The 24,447-nt window shown below is 67.8% G+C and carries 18 protein-coding genes; 5 read left to right on the forward strand and 13 right to left on the reverse strand.

Annotated elements, in window-relative coordinates:
• Positions 1-196: 196 nt before the first annotated feature.
• From KCG34_RS05575 to KCG34_RS05585, 3 genes are all read right to left on the reverse strand, one after another.
• On the reverse strand, positions 197-1,261 hold the full coding sequence (locus KCG34_RS05575; protein WP_211939402.1) for a hypothetical protein: 1,065 nt from the start codon (positions 1,259-1,261) through the stop codon (positions 197-199).
• 271 nt (positions 1,262-1,532) lie between these two features.
• Positions 1,533-2,786: a CmpA/NrtA family ABC transporter substrate-binding protein gene (locus tag KCG34_RS05580; protein ID WP_211939403.1), complete on the reverse strand. Its 1,254-nt coding sequence runs from the start codon at positions 2,784-2,786 to the stop codon at positions 1,533-1,535.
• A complete protein-coding gene (locus KCG34_RS05585) occupies positions 2,783-3,367 on the reverse strand; it encodes an ANTAR domain-containing response regulator (RefSeq protein ID WP_211939404.1) in 585 nt (194 codons plus the stop codon). The genes KCG34_RS05580 and KCG34_RS05585 overlap by 4 nt, the downstream gene beginning before the upstream one ends.
• A 245-nt stretch (positions 3,368-3,612) precedes the next feature.
• On the opposite strand from KCG34_RS05585, the gene KCG34_RS05590 reads away from it, so the two are divergent.
• Positions 3,613-4,797, forward strand: coding sequence for an amidohydrolase family protein (locus tag KCG34_RS05590; RefSeq protein ID WP_211939405.1), 1,185 nt, complete (start codon positions 3,613-3,615; stop codon positions 4,795-4,797).
• Positions 4,798-4,851: 54 nt separating this feature from the next.
• Here the strand turns inward: KCG34_RS05590 and katG are convergent, their stop codons facing one another.
• The 10 genes from katG to KCG34_RS05640 form a co-directional block, all read right to left on the reverse strand.
• Positions 4,852-7,041, reverse strand: coding sequence for a catalase/peroxidase HPI (gene katG / locus KCG34_RS05595; RefSeq protein ID WP_211939406.1), 2,190 nt, complete (start codon positions 7,039-7,041; stop codon positions 4,852-4,854).
• Between the two features lie 191 nt (positions 7,042-7,232).
• Positions 7,233-8,966 carry an N-acyl-D-amino-acid deacylase family protein gene (locus KCG34_RS05600; RefSeq protein WP_211939407.1) on the reverse strand — a complete coding sequence of 578 codons (1,734 nt, stop codon included), beginning with the start codon at positions 8,964-8,966 and terminating at the stop codon, positions 7,233-7,235.
• 179 nt (positions 8,967-9,145) lie between these two features.
• Positions 9,146-9,589 (reverse strand): hypothetical protein, encoded by a 444-nt coding sequence (locus KCG34_RS05605; RefSeq protein WP_211939408.1) that lies wholly within the window; start codon positions 9,587-9,589, stop codon positions 9,146-9,148.
• 109 nt (positions 9,590-9,698) lie between these two features.
• Positions 9,699-10,910: an acyl-CoA dehydrogenase family protein gene (locus tag KCG34_RS05610; protein WP_211939409.1), complete on the reverse strand. Its 1,212-nt coding sequence runs from the start codon at positions 10,908-10,910 to the stop codon at positions 9,699-9,701.
• A gap of 104 nt (positions 10,911-11,014) precedes the next feature.
• Positions 11,015-12,379: an aminotransferase family protein gene (locus KCG34_RS05615; protein WP_211939410.1), complete on the reverse strand. Its 1,365-nt coding sequence runs from the start codon at positions 12,377-12,379 to the stop codon at positions 11,015-11,017.
• Positions 12,380-12,529: 150 nt separating this feature from the next.
• Positions 12,530-13,141, reverse strand: coding sequence for a TetR/AcrR family transcriptional regulator (locus KCG34_RS05620; protein ID WP_211939411.1), 612 nt, complete (start codon positions 13,139-13,141; stop codon positions 12,530-12,532).
• Complete coding sequence (locus KCG34_RS05625; RefSeq protein WP_249138392.1) at positions 13,141-14,721, reverse strand: DHA2 family efflux MFS transporter permease subunit; 1,581 nt, start codon at positions 14,719-14,721, stop codon at positions 13,141-13,143. Before KCG34_RS05625 ends, KCG34_RS05620 begins: the two co-directional genes overlap by 1 nt.
• Positions 14,722-14,802: 81 nt before the next feature.
• On the reverse strand, positions 14,803-15,897 hold the full coding sequence (locus tag KCG34_RS05630) for an HlyD family secretion protein (RefSeq protein WP_249138232.1): 1,095 nt from the start codon (positions 15,895-15,897) through the stop codon (positions 14,803-14,805).
• Between the two features lie 113 nt (positions 15,898-16,010).
• Positions 16,011-16,808: an SDR family NAD(P)-dependent oxidoreductase gene (locus KCG34_RS05635; protein WP_211939413.1), complete on the reverse strand. Its 798-nt coding sequence runs from the start codon at positions 16,806-16,808 to the stop codon at positions 16,011-16,013.
• Positions 16,809-16,867: 59 nt separating this feature from the next.
• Positions 16,868-17,641 (reverse strand): SDR family NAD(P)-dependent oxidoreductase, encoded by a 774-nt coding sequence (locus KCG34_RS05640; protein WP_211939414.1) that lies wholly within the window; start codon positions 17,639-17,641, stop codon positions 16,868-16,870.
• A 230-nt stretch (positions 17,642-17,871) separates the two neighbouring features.
• On the opposite strand from KCG34_RS05640, the gene KCG34_RS05645 reads away from it, so the two are divergent.
• From KCG34_RS05645 to KCG34_RS05660, 4 genes are read left to right on the forward strand one after another with little or no spacing between them, the layout of a single operon-like run.
• The gene (locus tag KCG34_RS05645) at positions 17,872-19,374 is read left to right on the forward strand and encodes an NAD(P)/FAD-dependent oxidoreductase (protein WP_211939415.1); all 1,503 of its coding nucleotides are present in this window, start codon (positions 17,872-17,874) and stop codon (positions 19,372-19,374) included.
• 10 nt (positions 19,375-19,384) lie between these two features.
• The gene (locus KCG34_RS05650; protein WP_211939416.1) at positions 19,385-21,430 is read left to right on the forward strand and encodes an FAD-dependent oxidoreductase; all 2,046 of its coding nucleotides are present in this window, start codon (positions 19,385-19,387) and stop codon (positions 21,428-21,430) included.
• Complete coding sequence (locus KCG34_RS05655) at positions 21,423-23,471, forward strand: FAD-dependent oxidoreductase (RefSeq protein WP_211939417.1); 2,049 nt, start codon at positions 21,423-21,425, stop codon at positions 23,469-23,471. The genes KCG34_RS05650 and KCG34_RS05655 overlap by 8 nt, the downstream gene beginning before the upstream one ends.
• A gap of 34 nt (positions 23,472-23,505) precedes the next feature.
• Positions 23,506-24,441: a polyprenyl synthetase family protein gene (locus KCG34_RS05660; RefSeq protein ID WP_211939418.1), complete on the forward strand. Its 936-nt coding sequence runs from the start codon at positions 23,506-23,508 to the stop codon at positions 24,439-24,441.
• Positions 24,442-24,447 lie beyond the last annotated feature (6 nt).

Consider the following 24,447-nt stretch of genomic DNA (forward strand, 5'->3'; position numbering starts at 1 on the left):
GCTGCCTCGCCAGCGTCGGCCTCTCGGCCGTTTGCGAGACGCCGTTGCCCCGCTTCACCCTCAGCCTGCAGCCCTCTTCGCGCCAGCGAAAGCGGGACCGGCCAGGCCGGCCCCACTCTGTACAAACCGCCTATTTCAAAGGCGGCCTCGTCGTGTGCAGTGCAACATGGCGCTCACAAAATGAGCGAAACCGCCATCAGAGCTTGTAGCGAAGGGCGAAATTGAGCTGCCAGTCGCGGGCCAGCTGCGGGCCGTTGAGGTCCTGATAGAGCGGAACTCCGGCCTCGATTCCCAGCTGGACATGAGGCGCGCCGAAGTGGGATCCGGCGACGATGGCGCCCGCGAACAGGCTGAGCTGGCGGCCGCCGTAGAAGGCCGGGTTGGCGCCCTGGGCGTAGCCGGTGATGCCCGGATCATGCCCCTGGATGGCCCCCTGGGTGCTGGCGTTGAGACGCAAGGTAGTCTCCACGCCTGGGACCCAGCTATAGCCGCCCCAGACATTGAACTCGTGCAGGTTCCCGTACCGCCAGCCCCGAGCGTTGGTGTCCAGGGGGATGCGACCGCGATAGCCCGCGCCCCAGGACCAGGCGCCATCCACATTCGAATAGGTCAGGCCCGGCAAGGCGTCGACCGTTCCGGTCCCCGGCTGCATGGCGTAGAAGCCGCGCTTGAACGGCGAGGTCCCGTTGGGCAGCAACAGCGAGATGGTGTCGGTGGTCGAACCCGTCGGCAGGGACAGGCCGAAATTGGCCTTCACCTGCTCGCCCCCTTCGCTGTGCAGCCGGACCACCGCAGCCAGGCTGGTGTCGCCGAGGCCGTTGGTCGAGCCGACCTTGGCGCCCAGGCGGGTTACGCCACTGAGACCCTTGAAGGCGGTCATGTCGACGTCCTTCTCCACCAGGGCGGTCGAGGCGGTCACGGCGAGGTTCGGGGTCAGGCCATAGGCGAGGCTGAAGCTCTGGCTTGTGGTCGTGAGGCTCTCGGGAACCATGCGCAGCAGGTGATTGCCGACCGGGGTGTAGGGCGAAGGTACATGGGTGACGATGTAGGCCGGCTGGACCCAGTCGGTGTCGATCTTGATCCCCTGGACCCGCGTCAGGCTTGGCGCATAGCCCAGGACCAGCTTGCCCTGGGCCGGCATGTCCACGCCGAACACACCGAGCGGCGCAGGCGGCTGGACGGGAGCATCGGCCGCATGGGCGGCTGCCCCGCCGACCGCGAGCGCGGCGGCTATGGTGGTGACGGCGGCTTTATTCGTCATGTCTCGATCCCCTTCGAGATGGCCAAAAAAAAGACGCCCGGCGGAGGCGACCCTCCGCTCGGACGTCATTGTCCAGTGCTGGACCCGGCCACATGGGCCGGGCGGCTCTCTCGAGCCTGAGCGAGACCTCGTCGTCTCGCGCGACACCGATCGGCGGGGACCTCGGTGCGGTCGGCAAGGCGCGGTGACCGGCGCCACCCGCTTCCATGCTGCATCGCACAAAGAACGGGCGGCTACAGCCTGGACTGTACGGGATCTGCCTACAGAGGGATCAGGAGTTTGTCAGGATCCGGCCGATCTCGAAGCCTCGGACGTAGCGTTCCGGTTGGGCGGCGTCGAACAGGCGGCCGTCGAAGAACAGGTCCGGGGCCATGCGGATCGGCGTGGTGGCCTCGTCCAGGCGCCAGGGCTCGGCGTGGGCGCCCTCGACCTTCTCCTCGACCAGAGGCGCAGGCTCGCCGAGCGCGGCGGCGGCGATGCGGAACAGGTCCGGGCGATAGACGGCCTCGGCGACCCGCACCACATCGACCTCGGGACCGATCTGGCCCCAGCGCAGCATCTGGGTCAGGAACCAGACCGCGTGGCTGCGCCAGGGGAAGCTGGCCGCATAGCGATGGTAGATTACGTAGTCCAGCGAGGCCTCGCCCGGTTCGCCCTGGGCATAGGGCGGCGAGCCGACCAGGGACTGGCCGACGATCTCGGGCGAGGCGTTCAGATAGGCCTCCCCGGCCAGGATCGCGCCCAGTTCGGCCCGGTTGGCCGGCTCGTCGCACCAGGCCGAGGCCTTGAGCAGGGCCCGCAACAGGGCCTGCAGGGTCTCGGGATGGCGCTCGGCCCAGTCGGCGGTCAGGCCGAACACCTTGTCCGGCCCGACCCGCCAGATTTCGGCGGCGTAGATCATGATCTCGCCGGTCCCGTCCGCCACCGCCTGGGCGTTCCAGGGAGCGGTGACGCAGAAGCCGTCGATCTCGCCCGAGGCAAGCCGCTCGGCCATGCGCGGCGGCGGGGTGATGACCAGGCGCACGTCCCGGTCGGGGTCGACGCCCGCCTCGGCCAGCCAGTATCGCAGCTCGTAGTTGTGCATCGAGAATGGGAACACCACCGCGAAGGTCAGGAGCGGCAAGCCCGCCGCGCGCCGGGCTTCGATCACCGCCTTCAGCGGCCGGGCCGTGCGTGGGCGGCTGGCCATGCCTTGAGGGTCCGTCTCGCGCATGGCCTCGGCCAGGGCGCGCGAGACCGTGACCGCACTGCCGTTCAGATTGAGCGAGAACGGCGCGATCATCGCGATCGACGGGCCGGACAGGCCCAGGGAACAGGCGATCGGCAGCGGCCCCAGCATATGGGCTCCGTCCAAGAGGCCCACCGCCACCTTGTCGCGGACATTGGCCCAGGAGGCTTCGCGCGATAGCGCCACCTCCAACCCCTCGTCGGCGAAAAAGCCCTTCTCCCGCGCGGCGATCAGGGGCGCGGCGTCGTTCAGGGGGATGAAGCCCAGCCGCACTTCGCGGCGTTCCAGCCTGCTCATGCTGGCCCTCCCTTGAGCACCCCGGCGAAGGCCACGAGGTCAGCGGCAACTGCAGCGATGGGGCGGCCAGTATCCATGGCCAGCTTGCGCAGGATGGCGTAGGCGGCCTCTTCCTCGATTCCGCGCTCCTTCATCAGGAGGCCCTTGGCCTTCTCGATCACCTTGCGCGAAGCGAGGTCCGCCTTGGCCTTCTTCAGGTCCGCCCGCAACTGCTGCATCAGCTGGAAGCGGCTCATGGCCACCTCCAGCACAGAGCGGACCCGGCCGGGCTGCAGCCCATCGACCACATAAGCGGCCACCCCTGCCTCCACCGCCGCCTGGGCCAGGCCGGGCGCCGAGCGGTCGGCGAACATCACCACCGGGCGCGGGTTCTGCTCGGTCGCCTCGCGCAGGCTTTCCAGGGTGTCGCGGTCGGGGCTGTCGCAGGCGATGACGATCACGTCGGGCGCCAGCCGATCGAGATCCTTCTCGACCTCGGCCAGGCTGGCCACGGTGCGGACCTCGAGCGGCTTGAAGTCGCCCAACCCTTCGGCGACCAGGGCCGCTCGGGCGGGATCGGGATCGATGACGAGGACGCGCATGGATGTTCGGACCATCAGACGGCGCCGATGAGGCCGGATTGTATGCCGCCGGCGACCGCCAGTCGAAACACGGCCGACATCCAGGTGAATCTGATCAAGTCTTTGGCGCGAAATGATCAAGGAACAGGCAGTGGCCGTCGCCGACGGTGGCCGTCGATGGCGCTAGGCGCTCGGCCGATCTTGCGAAATAGTGGCCCGGTGATCGGCGATCATCGAGGAAACGAGGACGCCGCAGGAGGAAGCTCATGACCTACGCGCCGACCAGCCGGGACATCTACGACGCCGACAGCCACATCATGGAGCTGCCGGACTTCCTCAAGAAATACGCCGACCCGGCCCTGCGCGATGAGATCCCGGAGGTCAGCTACGCCGCCTCGATCGTCACCGACGAGGAGGTCGCGGTGATCATGGGCCAGGGCGGGCGGCACAGCCCCGAGCACGTCGCCGCCCAGGTGGCGCTGGGCGACCGGCTGATCTCGGCGTCGAAGGAGATTCAGGCCCTGGGCGCCTTCGACCGCGCCGACCGAACGGTCGCCATGGACCTTCTGGGCTTTCGCAAGCAGCTGGTGTTCGCCACCCACAGCGTCGCCATGCCCTTCTCGGCCAGCTCCAAGCTGGAGCACCGCCTGCGCTACGGCGCGGCGCGGGCCCACAACCGCCACATGGCCGACTTCTGCGCCGCCGACCCGCGCCTGATCGGCGTGGCGGTGGTTCCGCTGGACGATCCGGCGCTCGCCATGGCCGAGCTGGACTTCGCTCTGGAGACCGGCCTGGGGGCGGTCTGGGTCCCGCACCGGCCCTGCGGCGACCGCTCGCCCGGCCATGTGGAGCTGGACCCGTTCTGGGCGCGGCTGGCCGAAAGCGGCGTTCCCTTCGTGCTGCACGTCGGCGGCGCGCCGCTGCAGCTGGCCAAGGCCTGGATGAATAACGGCCGGCCACCGACCAAGGACTGGCTGGGCGGCGGCGAGAACCTGCGCACCAAGGACATCGCCCTGCTGCACGAGGGGCCGGAGGCCTTCCTGACCATGCTGGTGCTGGACGGGGTGTTGGAGCGGCATCCGAACCTGCGCGGCGCCAGCGTCGAGCTGGGCGCCGGCTGGGTTCCGGAGCTTCTGCGTCGGCTCGATTGGGTGGTCAAGCACTGGAGCCGCAACGACGCCAATCTGCAGGGGCTGAGCCGCAGGCCGTCGGAGCAGATCACCCAGCAACTCGCCTTCACCCCCTTCGTGTTCGAGGAGATCGGCCTGTTCATCGACCAGTCGAACCCTGACCTCTACCTCTTTTCCAGCGACTATCCGCATATCGAGGGCGGGCGCGATCCCATCGGCCGGTTCGAAGCTTCGCTGGGCGAGCGGAGCAAGGCGGTGCGACGGAAATTCTACACCGACAACTTCCTGCGCATTTTTCCGCAGGCAAAGGTTGGAGGGTAAATCCGGGCTGGAAATGATTTGGGCGCGGCGGGAGCTCCCGCCGCGCCCAGCGCATCAGGCAAGATCGAAGCGGTCTGCGTTCATCACCTTGTTCCAGGCCGCCACGAAGTCCCGCACGAACTTCGGCTGGGCGTCGTCGGTCGCATAGACCTCGGCCAGGGCGCGAAGCTCGGAGTTCGAGCCGAACACCAGGTCGACCCGGGTCCCGGTCCATTTCACCTGGCCGCCGGCCCGATCGCGCCCTTCGAAAACGCCCTTGACCTCCGTCGTCGGCTTCCACTCTACACCCATGTCGAGCAGGTTGACGAAGAAGTCGTTGGTCAGCGCGCCAGGCCGATCGGTGAATACGCCATGCGGCGACTTGCCCGCGTTGGCGCCCAGAACCCGCAGCCCGCCGACCAGCACCGTCATCTCCGGCGCGGTCAGGGTCAGCAGTTGGGCCTTGTCGACCAGAAGCTCCTCGGCCGAGACCGTGTAGTCCGCCTTCAGATAGTTGCGGAAGCCGTCGGCGATCGGCTCCAGCACCGCAAACGACTCCACGTCCGTCTGGTCCTGGGAGGCGTCGGTCCGGCCGGGGGAGAAGGGAACCTCGATGGCATGGCCGGCCTTCTTCGCCGCCTGCTCCACCGCCGCACAGCCGCCCAGCACGATCAGGTCGGCCAGCGAAACCGCTTTGCCGCCGGATTGAGCCGTGTTGAACGCCTCGCGCACGCCATCGAGCACTTTCAACACCTTGTCCAGCTGTTCGGGCTGGTTCACCGCCCAGCTCCTCTGGGGCTCCAGGCGAATACGGGCGCCATTGGCCCCGCCGCGCTTGTCGGAGCCGCGGAAGGTGGATGCCGAGGCCCAGGCGGTCGAGACCAGTTCGGAGATCGACAGGCCTGTGGCCAGGATCTGCGCCTTGAGCACGACGATGTCGGACGTGTCGATCAGCGGGTGATCGACTGCGGGAACGGGGTCCTGCCAGATCAGCTCCTCGGCCGGGACTTCGGGCCCGAGATAGCGGGCGCGCGGGCCCATGTCGCGGTGGGTCAGCTTGAACCAGGCGCGGGCGAAGGCCTCGGCGAACTGGTCCGGGTTCTCGTAGAAGCGCCGCGATATCTTCTCGTAGGCCGGGTCGAACCTCAGGGCTAGGTCTGTGGTCAGCATGGTCGGCGCGCGACGCTTGGCTGCATCGAAGGCGTCCGGAATGCTCGCCGCCGCGCCCTTGGCGACCCATTGATGGGCACCGGCCGGGCTCTTGGTCAGTTCCCATTCGTAGCCGAAGAGGTTCTCGAAGAAGTTGTTGCTCCACTTCGTCGGCGTCGTGGTCCAGGTGACGTCCAGGCCGCTGGTGATGGCGTCTGCGCCCTTGCCGCTCGCGAAACTGCTCTTCCAGCCCAGGCCCTGCGCCTCGATGCCTGCGCCTTCCGGCTCAGGCCCCACCAGCGAGGCGTCGCCTGCGCCGTGGGTCTTGCCGAAGCTGTGCCCGCCGGCGATCAGGGCCACCGTCTCCTCGTCATCCATCGCCATGCGGGCGAAGGTCTCGCGGATGTCACGGGCGGCGGCCAGCGGGTCCGGATTTCCATTCGGCCCCTCGGGATTGACGTAGATCAGGCCCATCTGCACAGCGGCCAGGGGGTTCTCCAGCTGCCGATCGCCGCTGTAGCGCTTGTCGCCCAGCCAGGCGTCCTCGGCGCCCCAATAGATGTCCTCCTCCGGATGCCAGACATCCTCGCGCCCGCCGCCGAAGCCGAAGGTGGCGAAACCCATGGATTCCAGAGCGACATTGCCGGCCAGGATCATCAGGTCGGCCCAGGAGATCTTGTCGCCGTACTTGCGCTTGATCGGCCAGAGCAGCCGGCGCGCCTTGTCCAGATTGGCGTTGTCCGGCCAGCTGTTCAGCGGGGCGAAACGTTGCGTGCCGGAGCCTGCGCCGCCTCGACCGTCGGCGGTGCGGTAGGTGCCGGCGCTATGCCAGGCCATGCGGATGAACAACGGACCGTAGTGGCCGAAATCGGCTGGCCACCAGTCCTGGGAGTCGGTCATCAGGGCATGGAGATCTCGCTTCACCGCGGCGAGATCGAGGGTCTTGAATGCCTCGGCATAACTGAAAGCCCGGTCCATCGGGTTGGACAGGGCGGAATTCTGGCGCAGGACGCCGAGGTTCAACTGGTTGGGCCACCAGTCCCTGTTTGTCCGTCCACCGGAAGGTCCAGCGGGGCGAGCCCCATGCACTACCGGGCACTTGCCAGCTTCGGCCATGTTCGTCTCTCCGCGCGATTGTGGGTCAGGAAGTCGCGAGGGAGACTATTCGCCTGCCGATATAAGGCAAATTTGAAGTTTTGATCTTTTGGATAGGAAATATCTATTCCGCAGCTTCGGGCGGGTGAATCGCCGGCAAGCCGTGTCCGCCCCGGGGATTGCGCCCCGGGGCTGGAAACCTGGCTCGGCCCTTACTCCGCCGCGTGCTGCAGGATGTTGGCTTCGCGGCCGCCACGCACCAGACCGCCCGGCAGGGCGCCGGTGAACTCGCCGTTCTCCAGTGTCACCTGGCCGGACTTGATGGTGCAGCGATAGCCCTCGACCCGCTGGACAAGCCGTCGGCCGCCGGCCGGCAGGTCATAGACCGCCTCCGGCCGGTGCAGGCTCAGCTTGTGGAAGTCGATGACGTTGATGTCGGCCAGGAGGCCCGGCTCCAGCCGCCCGCGATCGTTCAGGCCGTAGGCCCGCGCGGTGTCGCTGGAGAGCTTGCGCACGAGGAACTCGAGCGGGAATTGCTCGCCCTTTTTGCGGTCGCGGGCCCAGTGCATCAGGATGAAGCTCGGCATGCCCGCATCGGCGATGACGCCGCAGTGCGCTCCACCGTCCGACAGGCCGAACAGCACGTTCGGGTGCTCCATGTTGCGGCGGAAGAAGTCGAAGTTGTAGCTGAGGTAGCCGCCGAGCGGCTGGTAGAACAACTCGCGGCCATCATCGCGCAACAGCAGATCGTACATCATCGCCATGGGCGAGACGCCGGCGGCTTCGGCGAGGCCCCGCACGCTCTGTTCGCGATCCGGCTCGTAGTCCGGCTTTTCGCCCAGCGGGAACACCTGCCACAGTAGGTCCTCCAGTTTCACGCCCATCAGGGTCTGCTTGATGTGACTCTGTTCGCCGAGGATCGCTTCGCGGATGTCCGCCCGGGCCATCGCCGCAAGCTTGTCCTCGTGCGACAGGTGGGCGATCTCGGCCTTGTAGGTCGGATGGCCCATGAAGACATGGAAGTTGGACTGCAGGCCGTGCAGCACGCCGGTCGGGCGACCGGCGATCTGGGGCCGGATGTCCATGCCGTGGCGGCGCGCCTCCTCGGCGATGTTGTACATCTTGTCGCCCTGATAGGCGCCGGCCGAGGTGGCCACCAGGGTCACCGGCAGGCGGGTCTCCTGGGCGAAGCCCTTGACCCACATCCATTCGTCGTCGTCGCCCAGATGGTCCGAGACCATTTCGAACACGCCATGGCTCAGCCCCTTCATGGAGAGGCCCAGAGCCAGCATCTCGTCCGAGCCGGCGAAGGTGCCCGGCATATGCACGCCCTTGATGTCCTTGTGCAGCAAGGTGCGCGAGGTGGAAAATCCCAGCGCCCCGGCCTCGACGCCCTCGCGGACCAGTTCGGCCATCTGGGCGATCTCGTCGGCGTTGGGCGCATAGTCGATGTTGCAGCGCTCGCCCAGCACATAGGCGCGCACCGCAGCGTGAGGCACGTGGACGCCGACGTCGAGGGTGCGCGGCATGGCCTCCAGAGCGTCGAGATATTCCGGAAAGTGCTCCCAACGCCAGTCGATGCCTTCGGCCAGGGCGATGCCGGGGATGTCCTCCACCCCTTCCATCAGCTCGATCAGGAAATCATGGCCGCCGGGCCGCACGGGGGCGAAGCCGACGCCGCAATTGCCCATGATGGCGGTGGTGACGCCGTGCCAGGACGAGGGCGCCATCTGCGGGTCCCAGGTCGCCTGGCCGTCATAGTGGGTGTGGATGTCGACCCAGCCGGGGGTGACGATGCAGCCCTGAGCATCGATCTCGCGCTTGGCGGGGCCGGTCACGGTCCCGACCTCGACGATCCGATCGCCCTGAATTGCGATGTCGCCCTTGAACGCCGGCGCCCCGGTCCCGTCGACAATGGAACCGCCCCGAATGATCAGATCGTACACAATCACCTCTCCCGAAATGGTCTTATTCAAAATGATCGGTATGGCCGCCCGATGCCGTGGGCGGGCAGTCGCCTGACCTGCTAGGACGGGCGGTGCGAATGATCATGCATACTTTTGGCGGCGCCCCCAAGCCGCCGACGCAGGGGCAACCTGCAGCTGCTTTCGAGCGGGAACCGCCCTCAGACCAGCAGTAGCAGCGGCGGCAGGACGGCGCCGGCGGCGAGGAGGATCATCGACAGCCTGCGTGTCATCGGCGCGCGGTACGCCATCCAGACGCCCAGCACCGAGTTGGTCACGAGGGCGATCGCCAGACCCAGAACGAAGATCTTCAGCGGCCAGGGGTTCGGGCCGGAGTCGTCATCGTCATCGTGCCCCGCCGGGTGGTGGTCGGCGTCAGGATTCGGGGCCTGCTCATGCTCATGCGCCTCAGGCTTGGGCTTGGGCAGCACCTGGTCCTTGTGCACCGAAGCGATGACCTTGATCCATTGCGGCGGCTGGTAAGGCCCTGGCCCCCGATGCTCGTGCAGCCCCAGGGTCTGCAGCGCCCCGGTGAAGGCGAAGAACAGGATCGCCGGGGCGAAAAACACGCCGGCGAGGTTGTGAATACGTCGGATCAGCAGCACGCAGGGTCCTCGGGAAATCTCAAAGGGACGGCGCCTGCATAGACGCCTTTGCCGCTGACATCACCCTGACCAGGCCATTTTACGGCCGCTCTGTTTCAAAGCCCTGAGCTCACGCCGAATTGGTCGTGTCCGGCAGGCCCAGGATGCGCTTGGAGACGATGTTGTTCTGGATCTCGAAGCTGCCGCCATAGATCGACATGGCCTTGCCCGAGAGCCAGCCGCGCACGGCTTCGATCTCGCCGCCGGTAAAGCCCTCGCCCTCCCAGCCCAGCCCCTGGGCGCCCATGATCTCCAGCGTCAGTTCGGCCCTGGTCTGGGCGATGTCGGTGGCGGCGTTCTTCAGCACCGAAGCGGCGTTGGAGGGGCCGGCGTTGCCCTTCGATTCCGCCGCGACCCGGGCCAGGGTCAGGCGATGGGCCTTGGCGTCCATCAGGTGCCGGGTCATCCGAGTGCGCAGGTCGCCGTCCGGCAGGCGTCCCTCCTCGTCCACGCCGAGATATTTCTTGGCCACATCCTGCAACGGCGTCACCCGGGCCCCGGAGGGCGCGCCGGTCTGGCTGGCGCGCTCGTGCTGCAAGAGGCGCTTGATCACCGTCCAGCCGCCGTTGAGCGGCCCCAGCATGTCCGACTTTTCCGCCACGGCGTCGGTGAAGAAGGTCTCGCAGAACGGCGAGGCGCCGGCAATCAGGGCGATCGGCCGCGCCTCGATTCCCGGCTGCGCCATGGGCAGCAGCACGAAGCTGATGCCTTCATGCTTCTTGGCCTTGGTGTCGGTGCGCACTAGGCAGCCGCACCACTGCGACCACTGGGCGCCCGAGGTCCAGATCTTCTGCCCGTTGATCTTCCAATGATCGCCGGCGTCCTCGCACTTGGTCTGCAGCGAGGCGAGGTCGGAACCGGCATTGGGTTCGGACAGGCCCAGGCACCAGCGGATGTCGCCGCGGGCGATCGGCGGCAGGTGCTTCTGCTTCTGCTCTTCGGTGCCGTAGTCGAGGATGGTCGGGCCGACCATGGTGATGCCCATGCCGGCGTTCAGCGGATTGATAGCGCCGATGGCGGCCATCTCCTGCTGCAGCACGCGGGCCTCCTTTTGCGAGAGACCGCCGCCGCCATACTGCTTGGGCCAGGTTGGAACGCCCCAACCCTTTTCTCCCATGCGCTGCTTCCAGGACAGGAGGTCTCCGTCCAGCTGGCCGCTTTCCATGATCACCATGGCCAGGCCCGGCTGGCCGCGCACGGACTTGGGGCAGTTCTCCTCCAGCCAGGCGCGCGCCTCGGCGCGGAAGGCCTCGAGATCGCTGTCGGCCCCGAAATCGGCCATGGAATCCTCCCTTAAAATCGTCTTCCGGCGAATGGACTCGATTCCGCCGTCCCTGACCTAGGGACAGTCAAGCGAACTCCTCCGCGCGGGCAATTTCAAGACGATCAGTCGCTCGCCGCCAGGACCTCGCCCAGCGCGCCGCCGATCGCCTCGACCACGCGGTCCATGTCGGCGCGGGTGACGATCAGGGGCGGCGAGAGGGCCAGGCTGTCGACCGAGGGCAATGGGCGGACGATCACGCCGCGGCGGCGGGCGGCGCCGGCGACCTTGGCGGCGATCTTGGCCTCGGGCGAGAAGGCTTGGCGACTGGCCTTGTCCTGCACGAGTTGGACTCCGGCCAGCAGCCCGAGGCCTCTGATCTCCGCCACATGCGGATGATCGCCAAGCCGCTCGGCCAGGATGCTGTGCAGATAGGCGCCGACCTCGCGGGCGTTGTCGACCAGGCCCTCGCGCTCGATCAGGTCGAGATTGGCCAGGGCGGTCGCGGCCCCGACCGGATGGCCGCTGTAGGTATAGCCGTGCGCGAAATTGCCCAGGGTCTTGTCGCCTTCGCGCAGCACCTCGAACACCGCGTCGGACAGGAAGGCGGCGGACATGGGGAAATAGCCGCTGGTCAGGCCCTTGGCCGAGGCCATCAGGTCCGGCTGGATGTCGAAATGGTCGCTGGCGAACCAGGCGCCGGTGCGGCCATAACCGGTGACCACCTCATCGGCGATCATCAGGATCCCGTGTCGCCGCAGCACCCGCTGGATCGCCGGGAAATAGCCCTCGGGTGGCGGAATCACCCCGCCGGCGCCCATGATCGGCTCGGCGATGAAGGCGCCGATGCTCTCTGCGCCCTCAGCCTCGATCAGGGCCTCTAGGTCCTGGACCAGGCGCTGGACGAAAGCGGCCTCGCCCTCTCCGGGGCGGCCCTGGCGCCAGTAGTGGGGCGCGGTCGTGTGCAGGAAGCCCGGCAGGGGCAGGTTGAACTGGCGATGGAACGAGGTCAGGCCGGTCAGGCTGGCGGTGGCGACCCCAGTGCCATGATAGGCCTGCTTGCGGGCGATGATCTTGGTCCGCCCCGGCTCGCCGCGCAGGGCGTGGTACTGCCAGACGATCTTGACCAGGGTGTCGTTGGCGTCAGAGCCGCCGGAGCCGAAGAACACCCGGTTTAGCCGCTTGGGCGCCAGGGCCGCCAGCCGTTCGGCCAGCCGCGCCTGCTCCGGGTTCGAGGCGCCGCCGAAGGTATGATAGTAGCCGAGCCGCCGCGCCGAGGCGGCCATGGCGTCAGCCAGTTCAGGGCGGCCATAGCCCACCTGCACGCACCAGAGCCCCCCGACCGCATCGAACAGGCGCCGGCCCTGGCCGTCGATCAGCCAGGCGCCCTCGCCGCTTTCGATGATGTCGGGCCCGTGCTCCTGATGGGCGCCGATCGATGTCGCCGGGTGCAGCACGTGCCGGCGGTCCGCCTCGGCTAGGTGATCCATGCTCCGCATCGCCGCCTCTCCGCTATCCTGTTGCAGCGATTGGCAAACTAGCGAAGCTGGCGGCGCATTTCCGTTCGAAGACGTGGCCGGTTGCGGTCGTTTCTGCTGCCCGGCGCGATCTCGCCGCAGGAAGTTTTGCGGCGCCCGGCCTCAGGCCTTGGGCGCGTAGGCGCGCACGAAGCGATGGGCGATGGCGCGGCTCAGGCGGCGGATGGTGTCCGGATCTTTGGGCGTTTCCAGGCCCAAGAGCGCGCGGACCTGCCGCGAACCGACCATGGCGCTGAACAACTCCGCAGCCAGAGCCGGGTCGTCCACCTCGAGCCGCCCGGCCTCGGATTCGACGCTCAGAAACTCCGCCAGCCGCCGCCGCGAGGTGGCGGGGCCAGCCTCGTAGAAGGTCTGGGCCATGTCGGGCATGTCCAGGGCGCTGTGGATCGCCACCCGCATCACCGAAAGGCTGGTCGGCGACAGCACCGATTCCATCAGCGCCTGGGCGTAGGCGGCCAACGCCCCCTCGGGCCGTTCGAAATGGTCGCTGTCCGACAGGGGGGCGGTCATCTGGTCGACCCGCCGGCGCACCAGAGCGCGGACGAGGCCGTCCTTGCCGCCAAAGTGGTTGTAGAGGGTCTGTTTCGAAACCCCCGCCCGCTTGGCGATCGCTTCCACCGGCGCGCCCAGGCCGCGCTCCGACATCACCGCGCTGGCGGCGTCCAGCATGGCCTCGGACTTGGCGTGATCGATCTGGCCGACGGCGCGCGGCATCAGCGCTCCTCCCGGGGCGGAGGCTGCAATGCGGCGACGGGCGGCGCAGGCTTGGCCAGCAGCGAGATCACTGCGGCGCAGAGGCAGGTCAGGGTCAGGAGTGCGAAGCCGTCGCCGAAGGCCAGGACCTGGGCCTGCTCGCTCAGCATGAAATCGAAGGCCTTGCGCGCCGCGCCGGCCGGATCGGCTACGCCCATGGAGCTCATCCGCTGGGTCAGGCCCGCCATCATCGCCTGGGCGCGCCCGTCCGACATCCCCACCGCCGAGGTCAGATCGGTCATGTGCGAGGCGGTCTGCTGGGTCAGGCTGGTCGAAAGCAGGGCCAGGCCCACCGCCCCGCCGGTATTTCGCGCCAGGTTGAGGATGCCGGAGGCCGATTTCATCAGCTGCGGCGGCAAGGTGCTCATGGCGGTCAGCTGGCCGCCAATCATGGCGATCATGCTGCCGAACGCTCGGACGCCCTGCAGCCAGGCGAAGTTCCAGAAGCCCCAGTTCTTGGTCACCGCATGGCCGGACCAGATCCCGAAGGCGCAGAGGCAGAGGCCGAAGGACATGGAGAGACGCGGGTCGAACTGGCGCACGATCCGCCCCGCCACCGGGGCGATCATGAAGGTGACCACGCCCGAGACCAGCATAGTCACCCCCACCTGGGCCGGGGTCAGTCGCTCGATGCGGCCGAGAAACAGCGGAATCAGGAAGGTGCCGCCGAACAGCACGGCGCCGTTGGCGAAGTTGATCAGTATGCCGACAGAGAAGTTGCGGTCGGCGAAGCACTTCAGCTGCACGATCGGCTGGCGATAGGCGAGCTGGCGCCAGATGAACGCGCCGCCGGCCACAACCGCCAGCACGGTCAGCCACAGGATGCGGTCGTCCGCCATCCAGCTCTTCGAGGCCCCCTCCTCCAGCACGTACTGCATGCTGACCAGGAAGACGGCCATGACGATCAGGCCCGGCCAATCGAAGCCCAGGGCCAGGCTGGGGTCGCCCTTGTCGAAGTCGGCGAAGCGCGCGACCAGGGTCAGGACCAGAATCCCCGGCACGACATTGACGAAGAACAGCCAGCGCCAGCTCAGAAGATCGGTCAGCTGGCCGCCCAGCGTCGGGCCGATCATCGGGGCCAGGGAGATGATCAGACCCATGATCATCCCTGCCGTCGCCCGCCGCTCCATGGGAAACGCCGTAAAGCCGATCGCATAGACGGTGGGGATCATCGCGCCGCCGATGAAGCCCTGCAGAGCCCGGGTGACGATCATCTGGTCGATGTTGGAGGACAGGCCAGTCAGCACGCTCATGATGGTGAAGCCGGCGCACGAAACCATGAACACCTTCTGCGTGCCCCAGAGCCGGGACAGGTATCCGGACAAGGGGATCATCACGACTTCGGGGATCAGATAGGCGGTCTGGATCCAGCTGACCTCGTCGGCGCTGGCGCTGATGCCCGCCTGGATCTGCGGCAGGGATGAGGCGACGATCTGGATGTCCAGCATGGCCATGAACTGGCCGATGGCCATGGCCCCGAAGCCGATGAAGAGATGCACCCAGTCGATCTCGCCATTGGGCTTCAGCGGCGGCGAGGCGATCGATCCAGCCCCAGGCGGGGGCGTTGGCTGGACGGGTTTGGCCTCTTGCGGCGTGGGCGGCGCGACCGGGCGGTTCACGGCCTAACGCTCCGTCCCCTGGCGCGCGACCTGGACCTGAGGCGCGCCGAGGTCGGCGAAGCTGGCGCCTGTGCGGCCGGTGACGTCCACCTTGACCACGACCGAGAGGCCGGGCCGCAGGCCGGACGCCAGGCGCGTGCCCGGCTCGACGGCGATCTTGACCGGCACCCGCTGGGTGATCTTGGTGAAATTGCCGACCGCGTTCTCCACGGGGATCAAGGCGAACTCCTGGCCGGTGGCGGGGGCGAAGCTGTCGATACGCCCCCGGATCGGCTGGTCGAACGCGTCGGCGCGAATCTGCACCGGCTGGCCGACGCGCATGCGCGCGACCTGGGTCTCCTTGAAATTCGCCACCACATAGGTCTTGCCCAGCGGCACCACGGCCAGAAGGGTCACGCCGGGCTGCACGTACTGCCCTGCGCGGACCGAGCGGGCGCCCACCACGCCCTGGATCGGGGCGCGGATCACAGTGCGGTCGAGATCCGTCTCGGCCTGCTGCAGAGCGGCGCGGGCGGCCTGGACCTGGGCCAGGTTCTGGGCCTTGGCCGAGGCCAGCGACTGGGCTGAACGCTGCTCGGCCTCCAGGCTGGCCTTGGCCTGAGCGACGTTGGCCGCGGTCTGCTGCGCCTGGCTGCGGGCTGACTGCAGGCCCTGATCCGAGACGAAGCCCTGCTCGGCCAGCCGGCCATAACGCTTCATGTCGAGATCGGCCGTGCGGGCGCCGGCCTCGGCGCTTGTCACACCCGCCGCCCGCTCGGCGATCATCGAGGTCTCCAGCGCCGCCTTGTCGTCGACGCTCTTCACCGCCGCCTCGGCCGCCGCCAGATTGGCCTTGGCCTGGGCAACCCGGTCCTGGAAGTCGGTGGGGTCGAGCCGCACCAGAACCTGGCCGGGCGTCACCGGCTGGTTATCGGTGACCAGGACCTCGGCCACGTGGTCGGCGATCAGGCTGGAGACCGGGGCCGTATCGGCCTCGACGAAGGCGTTGTCCGTGCTCTCGTATTTCTGCCGATCGGCCCACCAGAGGCCGCCGCCGATCAAAAGCGCCAACGCCACGACGCCGCCCGCGAGCAGCGGGATGAGCCTACTCTTCGGCATAAGCCGAACCCCCATGAACCTTGAAAATCGTCCGGACTGAAATCGCTTTCCGGATTATTTGGACAATATCGTCCAAGTTTCAAGGAAAAAGGGCTCGGCTCATACGGCCTCAGTCAGCGCGGCGGCATCCGGATGGCCCCGTCCAGGCGAACCACCTGGCCGTTGAAGTAGCCGTTGCGCAGCATGGTCAGGGCCAGGTCCGCGAACTCCTCGGGATGGCCCAGGCGGCGCGGAAACGGCACCGAGGCGTTGAGGCTCTGCCAGATCTGCGGCGCCCGCTCGCGCACGGACAGCATCGGCGGGGTGGCCATGATGCCCGGCAGGATGGTGTTGACCCGGATGCCCTCGCTGGACAGGTCGCGGGCGATGGTCAGGGTCATGCCGGCTATGGCCGCCTTGGCCGCAGAATAGGCCACCTGGCCGATCTGGCCATCCTGGGCGGCGACCGAACCGGTGTTGACGATCGCGCCGCGATCACCGTCCTCGCTGAGCGGATCCAGGGTCAGCATGCCCGCCGCCGCCGCGGTGATGCAGCGGAAGGTGCCCACGGTGTTGAGACCGAGCGTCCACTCGAAATCCTCGGTCTTGTGGCGGACGATGGCCCCGGTCTCCTTGTTGCGCGAGACGGTCTTGCCGCCTGGCCGGCCGCCGCCGGCGCAGTTGACCAGCACCCGCTCCTGGCCGTGCGCGGCGCGGGCCTTGGCGAAGCCGGCGTCGACCGAGGCTTCATCCATCACGTCGACCTGGCAGAACAGGGCGCCGATCTCGGCCGCCTTGCGCTCGCCGGTCTCGGGGTTCTTGTCGAAAATGGCGACCTTGACGCCCAAGGCGCGCAAAGCGGTGGCGGTGGCCGCGCCGAGACCTGAGGCGCCGCCGGTGACGACGGCCGAAAGCGAGGAATCGAGGTTCATGCAATCAGTCTCCCTGTGAATTGAGCGATCGGTCTGCGCCGATCTTGCTCAGCCGCCCGTCAGAGCGACTGGCCGTCGTCGATATTGAACAGCGACCCGGTGGTTCCGGACGAGGCGTCCGCGCCGAGGTAGAGCAGGATGGGGTCGAGATCACCTTCGCTCATCAGGCGGCGGCGGGGAAAGGTGGTGATCTGCTTCTGGCCGCCCTCGGAGTGGAACCAGTCGCTATTGAGTTCGGTCTCCAGATACCCAGGGCAGATCACGTTGACGTTGATCCCCTGGTTGGCCCATTCGCGCGCCAGGCTGCGCCCCATCATCGCCACCGCCGCCTTGGAGGTGCAGTAGGCGGTCAGGCCGGGCAGCACCTTGTGCGCCCCCATCGACGCCACCAGGACGATCCGGCCGCGGCGGCTCTGCTTGGAGCCGGCCTTCATCATCCGCCGGGCCCCTTCGCGTGCGGTCAGGAACACGCCGCGCACATTGATCGCCATGATCTGGTCAAACGCTTCCACCGGCAGGTCGACCGCCAGGCCCTCGATGCTCATGCCGGCGTTGGCGTAGACCGTGTCGACCGGGCCGAAGGCGGCTTCCGCCGCATTGTAGCCGGCGCTCACCGAGGCCTCGACCGCCACGTCCATAGCCACAGCAAGAGCATCGCCGCCCGCCGCCTTGATCTCGGCCACCAGGCTCTCCAGCCGATCGGTGCGCCGAGCCGCGACGACGACCTTGGCCCCTGCCCTGGCCAGGTCCAGGGCCAGGCGATGGCCGATGCCGGACGAGGCGCCGGTGACCAGGGCCACGCGGCCGGTCAGGTCGAATGGGGTTGAGGTCATAGGGTCGCTCCAGGGCCGTCGCGGGCGTCTGGCGCAGGGTTAGCAACCCCCAATCTGGCCGCAAAGCCGCCGTCGCAGGGTCAACCGCGATGAATCGAGGACACCTGGGCTGCCGCCACGTTGACGAACCGCAACGTTTGGCGTCCCATAACAACGCTCGGCGATCGGCAGGATCCGGATTTGCTTAAATAAGAGCGCGCTCGAGCAACGACATCCGGGGGGACCGGGGAATGTCAGACATCTATGATGCGATCGTGGTCGGCGGCGGGCCGGCGGGATCGGCGATGGGATGGTCGCTGGCGCGTCACGGCGTCAAGGTCGCGATCCTTGAGCGCGCTGTCTTTCCTCGCGAAAAGGTGTGCGGCGACTTCGTCGAACCGGCGGGGCTGCGCATCCTCAAGGCCATGGGCTGCGAACCTGCGCTGGATGCCCCTGCGCGCCTGCCCATAACCACCAACCGGGTCTATTTCGGCCCCCGCCTCGCCTACCGCGGCGACATTCCCTACTACGAGGGCGGAAACGGCCTGCCGCAGCATGGCTACATCATTCCCCGGCACGAACTCGACACGGTGCTGCTGCAATGCGCTGAGGCGGCCTCGGCGAAAGTCCTGCCGGGCTGCGCGGCCCTGGAGGTCAGCCGGGAGGGCGAGGTGATGTCGGTCGCCGCGCGCGGGCCAGGCGGCGACTTCACCCTGCGCGCGCGGCTGGTGATCGGCGCCGACGGCGTAGAATCGACGGTCGCGCGCTGCGCCGGGCTGCGCCGCGTGGATCGACGCCATATCGGCATCTCTCAGCGCGCCTATGTGGAGGGCGTCGAGGTCGACGGCGGCGAGGCCAGCATCTGGTTCGACGAGGACCAGGTGCCCGGCTACGGCTGGATGTTCCCCATGCCCGGCGGGCGGGCCAATGTCGGCGTCGGCATGCTGAGCGAGAGCTGCCATCGCTACGATCTTTCGGTCCCGCAGGCGTTCGCCGAGAGCATCCAACGGCTGCGCCTGCGCCATCCGGGCTGCGCCAGGGCGCGCCTGGCCAGCCGGCCGATCGGCGGGGTGGTCAAGATGTACGGCGGCATTGACCGCAACCACTTCGACGGCGGCCTGCTGATCGGCGATGCGGGTTCGTTCGTGGACCCGATGACCGGTGAAGGCATCACTCAGGGCATGGAGTCCGCGCTGATCGCCAGCCGCACGGTGATCGACGCGCTCGGGAAGGGCCGGTTCGACGCGGTGACCCTCTCGCGGTTCGAGCAGGACTATCGGGCCTATTTCGACCCGTCGATGCTCTATCTGGGCCTTTGCGCGGTGATGATGCGCAACTGGCATTTCCGCAAATTCTGGTGGCTTTCGACCCTGAAAGGCTTCGAGAAGGCTCAGAACGACCCGGCGTTTGCGGGCGTGGCGGGATCGGCCTTCGGCGGGCTGAACCTTCAGCCCCAGCGCATCGTCGGCCAGATCTGGTCGAGCATCTTCGCCCACATCTTCCAGGGCGGGGCGCGAGCGCTGAACGACCTCATGAGCGGCCGGGGCCTCCGCAGCAGCGGCCTGGCGGGCGATGTCGAAGCCTGGGAACAGGCCTGGAAGGCCTCGCTTGAGGACGACCCCGCCTGGCACTTCTCCTGGCTGGCCGATGTGGCCAGGACATTGGCCAGGGCGCTTCCGTCCCTGACGACCAACACCAGCCCCCGGGTCGCGGGCCTCTTCTTGCCCGACAGCGACCTGGTTTCGCTCGCATAGGAGGCCATCCATGCCAGCCGCCGCTACGAACCTTTCAACCACCCCTCCCGCAGCAAAGCCGCACGTCGCGATCGTCGGGGGCGGGATAGCCGGGCTCACCTGCGCCCTTAGGCTAGTCAGGAGCGGTTGCCGGGTCACGCTCTACGAAGCCACGGACCGCCTGGGCGGCAACATCTCCTCGGCCGGGCGGCCCGGCGGGCCGTATCAGGACGTCTATCCGCACATCTTTCCCGACTGGTACGCCAATTTGTGGGATCTGCTCGAGGTCGAGCTGGGCATGCGCCGCGAGGATCACTTCGCCGCGCGCTGGGGTGTGAAGGTGCTGGACAAGCCCCAGGCGGGACCCTCCGCGACCGAGCCCCCGGCCTTCATGGACATGGTCTACAGGCCGACCCCGGAATCTCTGATCACGACCATGAAGTCCGGCGTCGTCTCGGTGCCGGACATGTTCCTGTTCGCCTTCCTGACGCTCGACCTGGCCTCGCAACCGCCGGACCCGACCGACACGGACATGCTCTGCCAGCTCGACGTCAACGGCTTCTTCTACTCGCGGGGGTATTCGACCGACGCCATAGCTGCGCTGCAGGACTACATCATCTCGGTGATCTGGTCGGCCCCCAGCAACATGACCTCGGCCAAGGTCTACAAGCAGTTCATCAAGCACCAGCTATCCTCGCTGGGGCCCAACGTTCCCTATTCCTGGATGCTGCGCGGCAGCCTGCACGAGAAGATCATCGCGCCCATCGAGCAGAAGCTGCTCGAAAGCGGGGCCTGCGAGATCCGCAAGGGCGTCAAGGTCCGGTCGGTCGAGGTGCAGCCGGACGGAACGCCGAAGATGCTGCTGGAAGAAGCGACCGGCGAAGGCGCATCGCGCGAGCCGGTCCAGGCGCCGCCTGCGGACTATGTGGTGATGGCCGTTCCGGCCATGACCCTTTCCGAGATGGTTATGGCGGGCCAGCAGGGGCAGCGTCTGGTGGACAAGGTCCCGGACCTGGCCCAGCTGCGCCGCGTCTGGGGCGAGGCCATTCCTGTGGTCAATCTCTACTTCAAGCGCAAACTGCCTTTCGTGCCGCAAGAGATCATCGGGCTGCGCGGCTCGGGCTACGATCTGACCGTCCTCGACATCTCCCAGCTCTGGGATCGCAAGCCGAACGAGCCCGATGTGACGGTGCTGGTGCTGGCGGCGTCGAACGCCTACGCCATCCCCTCGCCGCTGGTGCGCCAGCAGGGCTATCTGATGATCAAACGGCTGCGGGATTATCTGTGGTTCAATCTGGGTGAGGCCTGGGGCGCGGACGACGACATCGACTGGGAACGCACCTCGGTCCGCGCCAACGAACGCCACCTCCTCTTCGTCAACGACGTCGGCAGCCGGCTGTGGCGGCCCAAGACCCGCTATGACGCCCTGCCGCGGGTATTCTTCGCCGGCGACGTCTGCCAGACCGACGTCGACATGGCCACGGTCGAGGCCGCTGTGCAGAGCGGCGTGATGGCGGCGGCGGCGATCCAGCAAGCGGACAAGGCGTCGCCGGGCGGCCCGCGAATGGCCGCTGATCCGATCGCCCTCGCGCCGCACAAGGTTCTCTCCGACGCCACCTTCCTGGCCGCCAAGCTCGCCCTGCTGCCGCTGGCCTATGGCGCGTCGGCCTGGTCCGCCTTCAGCGGAGGCCAGGCGGCGCCCCCGTCGGCGGATGGGAGCCCGCCAGCCTATTCGCCGGGGAAACGCGCCCTTCTGCTGCCGTTCGACTACGCGGTGGACTGGTGGCGGACCGTCTATTGGCTCCAGCGGGCGCTCCTGAAGGGCGCCAAGGACGGTTCGGTCGAAGGCGTCGATCCCGCCGACGCCCCTATGGGCCTGGGGGTGGGAGGCCTGTGGGCGACTGGCCGCCAGCCGCTTTCCGCGCCCGCTCCGGCCACCGCCCCACCCGGGCCTTCGCCGTCACCGCGAGCCTCGGTCTCGCGAAGCCTGCTCGCGGCCGCCGCCGTGCTGGCGGGGCAGACCGCCGCCATGCTCGAGCGCGCGGCGGCGGGCCGCAAGGGCGGCGCCGATGCCTGAGGCCGCAGCCGCTCCCTCAGATGCTCCCAGTGTCGCCGTCGTCGGCGCCGGCCTCGCCGGACTGACCGCGGCCCTGAACCTTTCGCGCCGCGGGTTCAACGTAACCGTCTACGAGTCCAAGCCCACAGTCGGCGGCAACCTGTCGTCTCAGACGGTGGATGGCGTGCGCCACGACGTCTATCCGCACATGTTCTGCGACTGGTATTCCAACTTCTGGCGCCTGTTCGAACAGGACCTGGGCCTCTCGCGCGCCGAGCACTTCGACCCCCGTATGGGCGTGCGGTTGCTGGACAAGGACTCCGATCAGCTTCTCGCGCTTGAGAACGCCACGACGCTCGAGGCGGTGGTCAACAACCTCAAGTCCGGCGTGCTGCCGCCGCCCGAGATGTTCCTGCTCGGCTTTTCGATGCTGGACCTGGCCTCGCACGCCTTCCACCGGACAAAAGACGACCAGATCCAGCGGCTGGACGTGAACGGCTTCATCTATTCCCGCGCCTACGCCACCGAGGGCGTCGCGCGGCTGCAGAACTACATGTTGTCCCTTATCTGGTCGGTGCAGAGCGACGAGACGGCCGCCGCCTCCTACCAGGACTTCATCAAGCACACCCTGACCTTCCCCCACCCGACGCCGTTCTGCTGGATGCTGAAAGGCAGCCTGTACGACAAGATCATCCGCCCTCTCGAGAGCCGCCTCGGCTGCGAGATCCGGCGCGGCCAGACCGTACAGATGATCGAACTGGTGGAGGGCAAGCCGCAGCTCACCGTCACCCCTGCCGTCCCCGCGAAGGGCCGGCGCAAACCAACGACCGAACTCGTCCAGCCGGATCATATGGTCCTGGCCGTCCCAGGCCCCGCCCTGGCGGGCCTGGTCATGAACGGCGCGCCGGGGCGGCGGATCGTCGACCAGCTTCCTGGACTCGCCGGGCTGCAACGCTTCCGCAGCGTGGCCATCCCGGTGGTCGACCTCTATTTCAAGCGCAAGCTCGAGGGCGTCCCCAAGGAACAGATCGGCCTGGCCGGATCGGACTACGACCTCAGCGTCCTCGACATCTCGCAGCTATGGACCGGCGATCCCCAGATGGAGGGGCGCACCGCCCTGGTGCTCGCCGCCTCGAACGGCGACGCCCTGCCCTCGCTCGATCCGCAGGAGCGCGGGTTCCTGATGATCAAGCGGCTGCACGACTTCATGCCGCTGTTCGAGCCGGGCGCTCATTGGGGGGATCCGGCCAGCGATATCTGCTGGGAGATGACCCACTACCGCTCGAACGACGAGCACCGGCTGTTCATCAACGACGTCGGCAGCTGGGAATGGCGGCCTCAGGCGGCCTATCCGGGTCAGCTCCCAAACGTCTTCTTCGCCGGCGACTTCTGCCAGACGGACGTGGACATGGCGACCGTCGAAGCGGCGGTGGAGAGCGGGCTTCTGGCGGCGCAGGCGCTCCAGGCCCAGGACGCCGTCGGGCGGCCCGCCCCGCGCGGCGAACCGATCACCCTCGTCGGGCACGAGACCTATGGCGACACCACCTTCCTGGCCGCCAAGCTGGCCCTGCTCCCGTTCGCCTATGCCGCCACCGCCTGGTCGGCGCTCTCGGACAACGGGCGCCACGACTCGGCCATGCTGCCCGCCGACGCCTATTCGCCGTCGACCGCCGTCGCCGCCTTGCCGCTCGCCTTCGCCCTGGACTGGTGGAAGACCGCCTACTGGCTGGGCCGGAAAGTCGTGCGCGACATCGGCAAGCTGGAAGGGGCGGCCATGACCACCGCCGGGGCGCAAGCCGCCAAGCCCGCTTCGTCCGATGCGGCGCTCCAGTTCGGCTCAGCGGCGCTGAACAGGTTGGGCGACGCCCTGCAGGCGCTTTCCGAGCAGCAGCCGACCCGCGGCGAACCCCGAAGCGGATCGCAATTTGCGTCGTCGCTCTCCGGCTTCACGACCCAGCTGCTGAAAACAGCGCGTGCCGCCTATGAGGCGGCGCAAACGGCCGCGCAACAGGGGGCGCCGCCGGACGAGCCGCATCGCCGGCGCTGGCGCGCGAAACCTTAGGCCAGGGCGAATTTCGCCGGAGAAAGGGAGGGGAATGTCAGAGTCGACGACAGCCGACATCATAGCCGAGCTGGGCTTCCAGGCCGAGATCGCGCAGCTCCAGGCGATCATCGACGGGTGGGTCGACAGGGCCAGCCGCGAGGTGCGCTCGGCGCTGGAGTGGCAGTTCCAGGCCCGCTCCAAATACTTTCGGCCGCTGACGGTGTTCAGCTGTCACCGCGCCGTGTGGAACGCACCAATCCCCGAGGCCACCATCCGCTCGGCCGCCGTGCTGGAGATGATGCACAACGTCTCCCTGGTCATCGACGACATCCTTGACGAGTCCGACGAGCGCCGCGGCAAAGCCACGCTGCACAGGAAATTCGGCCTGCTCCCGGCGCTGATGGCGTCGGGCTACATCGTCGCCGAGGGCTTTGCGATGTCCGCGGAAGACCCGCACGACATCCGCCTGTTCGCCGACCTCTTGAAGCGCCTGGGCGTCGCCGAATGCGCCCAGTGGCGCCTGCGCCGCCAGCCGCTGGGGGTGGAGGACTGGCAGGAGATCGCCAGCGAGGACACCGGCTCGATGTTCGAGACCTGCGCCTGTCTCGCCACCCGCGACGACCGGCTGCGCAAGTTCGGCCACCTGTTAGGCGTGCTCTATCACGGCTGCGACGACGTCGGAGACGTCAAGGGCCTGGAGTCCCTGGGCGGCGGTGGCGAGGAGGACCTGCGCGACGGCATCCTGACCCTGCCCGCCTCCCTCGCGATCCGCGACCCCGAGATCTCGGCCCTGTTCTGCAAGCCCCAGCCCTCGGAGGAGGATTTGTCGCGGATATCCCTGGCCATGCAGGCTCAGTTGCCGGCGGCCGAGCAGCACCTGGACCAGATCGCCGCCGAGGCCAAGTGGGAGGCCCACCTCCACGCTCCGGGCGATCCTGGCCTGCTGCTCACGCTCGTCGACCACACCCGCGAGCTGTCGCGGCGATAGATCGTT

Source organism: Phenylobacterium montanum (assembly GCF_018135625.1).
In the GTDB taxonomy this organism is placed as follows: Bacteria; Pseudomonadota; Alphaproteobacteria; order Caulobacterales; family Caulobacteraceae; genus Poindextera; species Poindextera montana.

What these genes read in the sequence shown, in the direction of transcription:
- KCG34_RS05575 (WP_211939402.1), bottom strand. Translation starts at nt 1,261, where the DNA reads ATGACGAATAAAGCCGCCGTCACCACCATAGCCGCCGCGCTCGCGGTC.
- KCG34_RS05580 (WP_211939403.1), bottom strand. Translation starts at nt 2,786, where the DNA reads ATGAGCAGGCTGGAACGCCGCGAAGTGCGGCTGGGCTTCATCCCCCTG.
- KCG34_RS05585 (WP_211939404.1), bottom strand. Translation starts at nt 3,367, where the DNA reads ATGCGCGTCCTCGTCATCGATCCCGATCCCGCCCGAGCGGCCCTGGTC.
- KCG34_RS05590 (WP_211939405.1), top strand. Translation starts at nt 3,613, where the DNA reads ATGACCTACGCGCCGACCAGCCGGGACATCTACGACGCCGACAGCCAC.
- katG (WP_211939406.1), bottom strand. Translation starts at nt 7,041, where the DNA reads ATGGCCGAAGCTGGCAAGTGCCCGGTAGTGCATGGGGCTCGCCCCGCT.
- KCG34_RS05610 (WP_211939409.1), bottom strand. Translation starts at nt 10,910, where the DNA reads ATGGCCGATTTCGGGGCCGACAGCGATCTCGAGGCCTTCCGCGCCGAG.
- KCG34_RS05615 (WP_211939410.1), bottom strand. Translation starts at nt 12,379, where the DNA reads ATGGATCACCTAGCCGAGGCGGACCGCCGGCACGTGCTGCACCCGGCG.
- KCG34_RS05620 (WP_211939411.1), bottom strand. Translation starts at nt 13,141, where the DNA reads ATGCCGCGCGCCGTCGGCCAGATCGATCACGCCAAGTCCGAGGCCATG.
- KCG34_RS05630 (WP_249138232.1), bottom strand. Translation starts at nt 15,897, where the DNA reads ATGCCGAAGAGTAGGCTCATCCCGCTGCTCGCGGGCGGCGTCGTGGCG.
- KCG34_RS05635 (WP_211939413.1), bottom strand. Translation starts at nt 16,808, where the DNA reads ATGAACCTCGATTCCTCGCTTTCGGCCGTCGTCACCGGCGGCGCCTCA.
- KCG34_RS05640 (WP_211939414.1), bottom strand. Translation starts at nt 17,641, where the DNA reads ATGACCTCAACCCCATTCGACCTGACCGGCCGCGTGGCCCTGGTCACC.
- KCG34_RS05645 (WP_211939415.1), top strand. Translation starts at nt 17,872, where the DNA reads ATGTCAGACATCTATGATGCGATCGTGGTCGGCGGCGGGCCGGCGGGA.
- KCG34_RS05650 (WP_211939416.1), top strand. Translation starts at nt 19,385, where the DNA reads ATGCCAGCCGCCGCTACGAACCTTTCAACCACCCCTCCCGCAGCAAAG.
- KCG34_RS05655 (WP_211939417.1), top strand. Translation starts at nt 21,423, where the DNA reads ATGCCTGAGGCCGCAGCCGCTCCCTCAGATGCTCCCAGTGTCGCCGTC.
- KCG34_RS05660 (WP_211939418.1), top strand. Translation starts at nt 23,506, where the DNA reads ATGTCAGAGTCGACGACAGCCGACATCATAGCCGAGCTGGGCTTCCAG.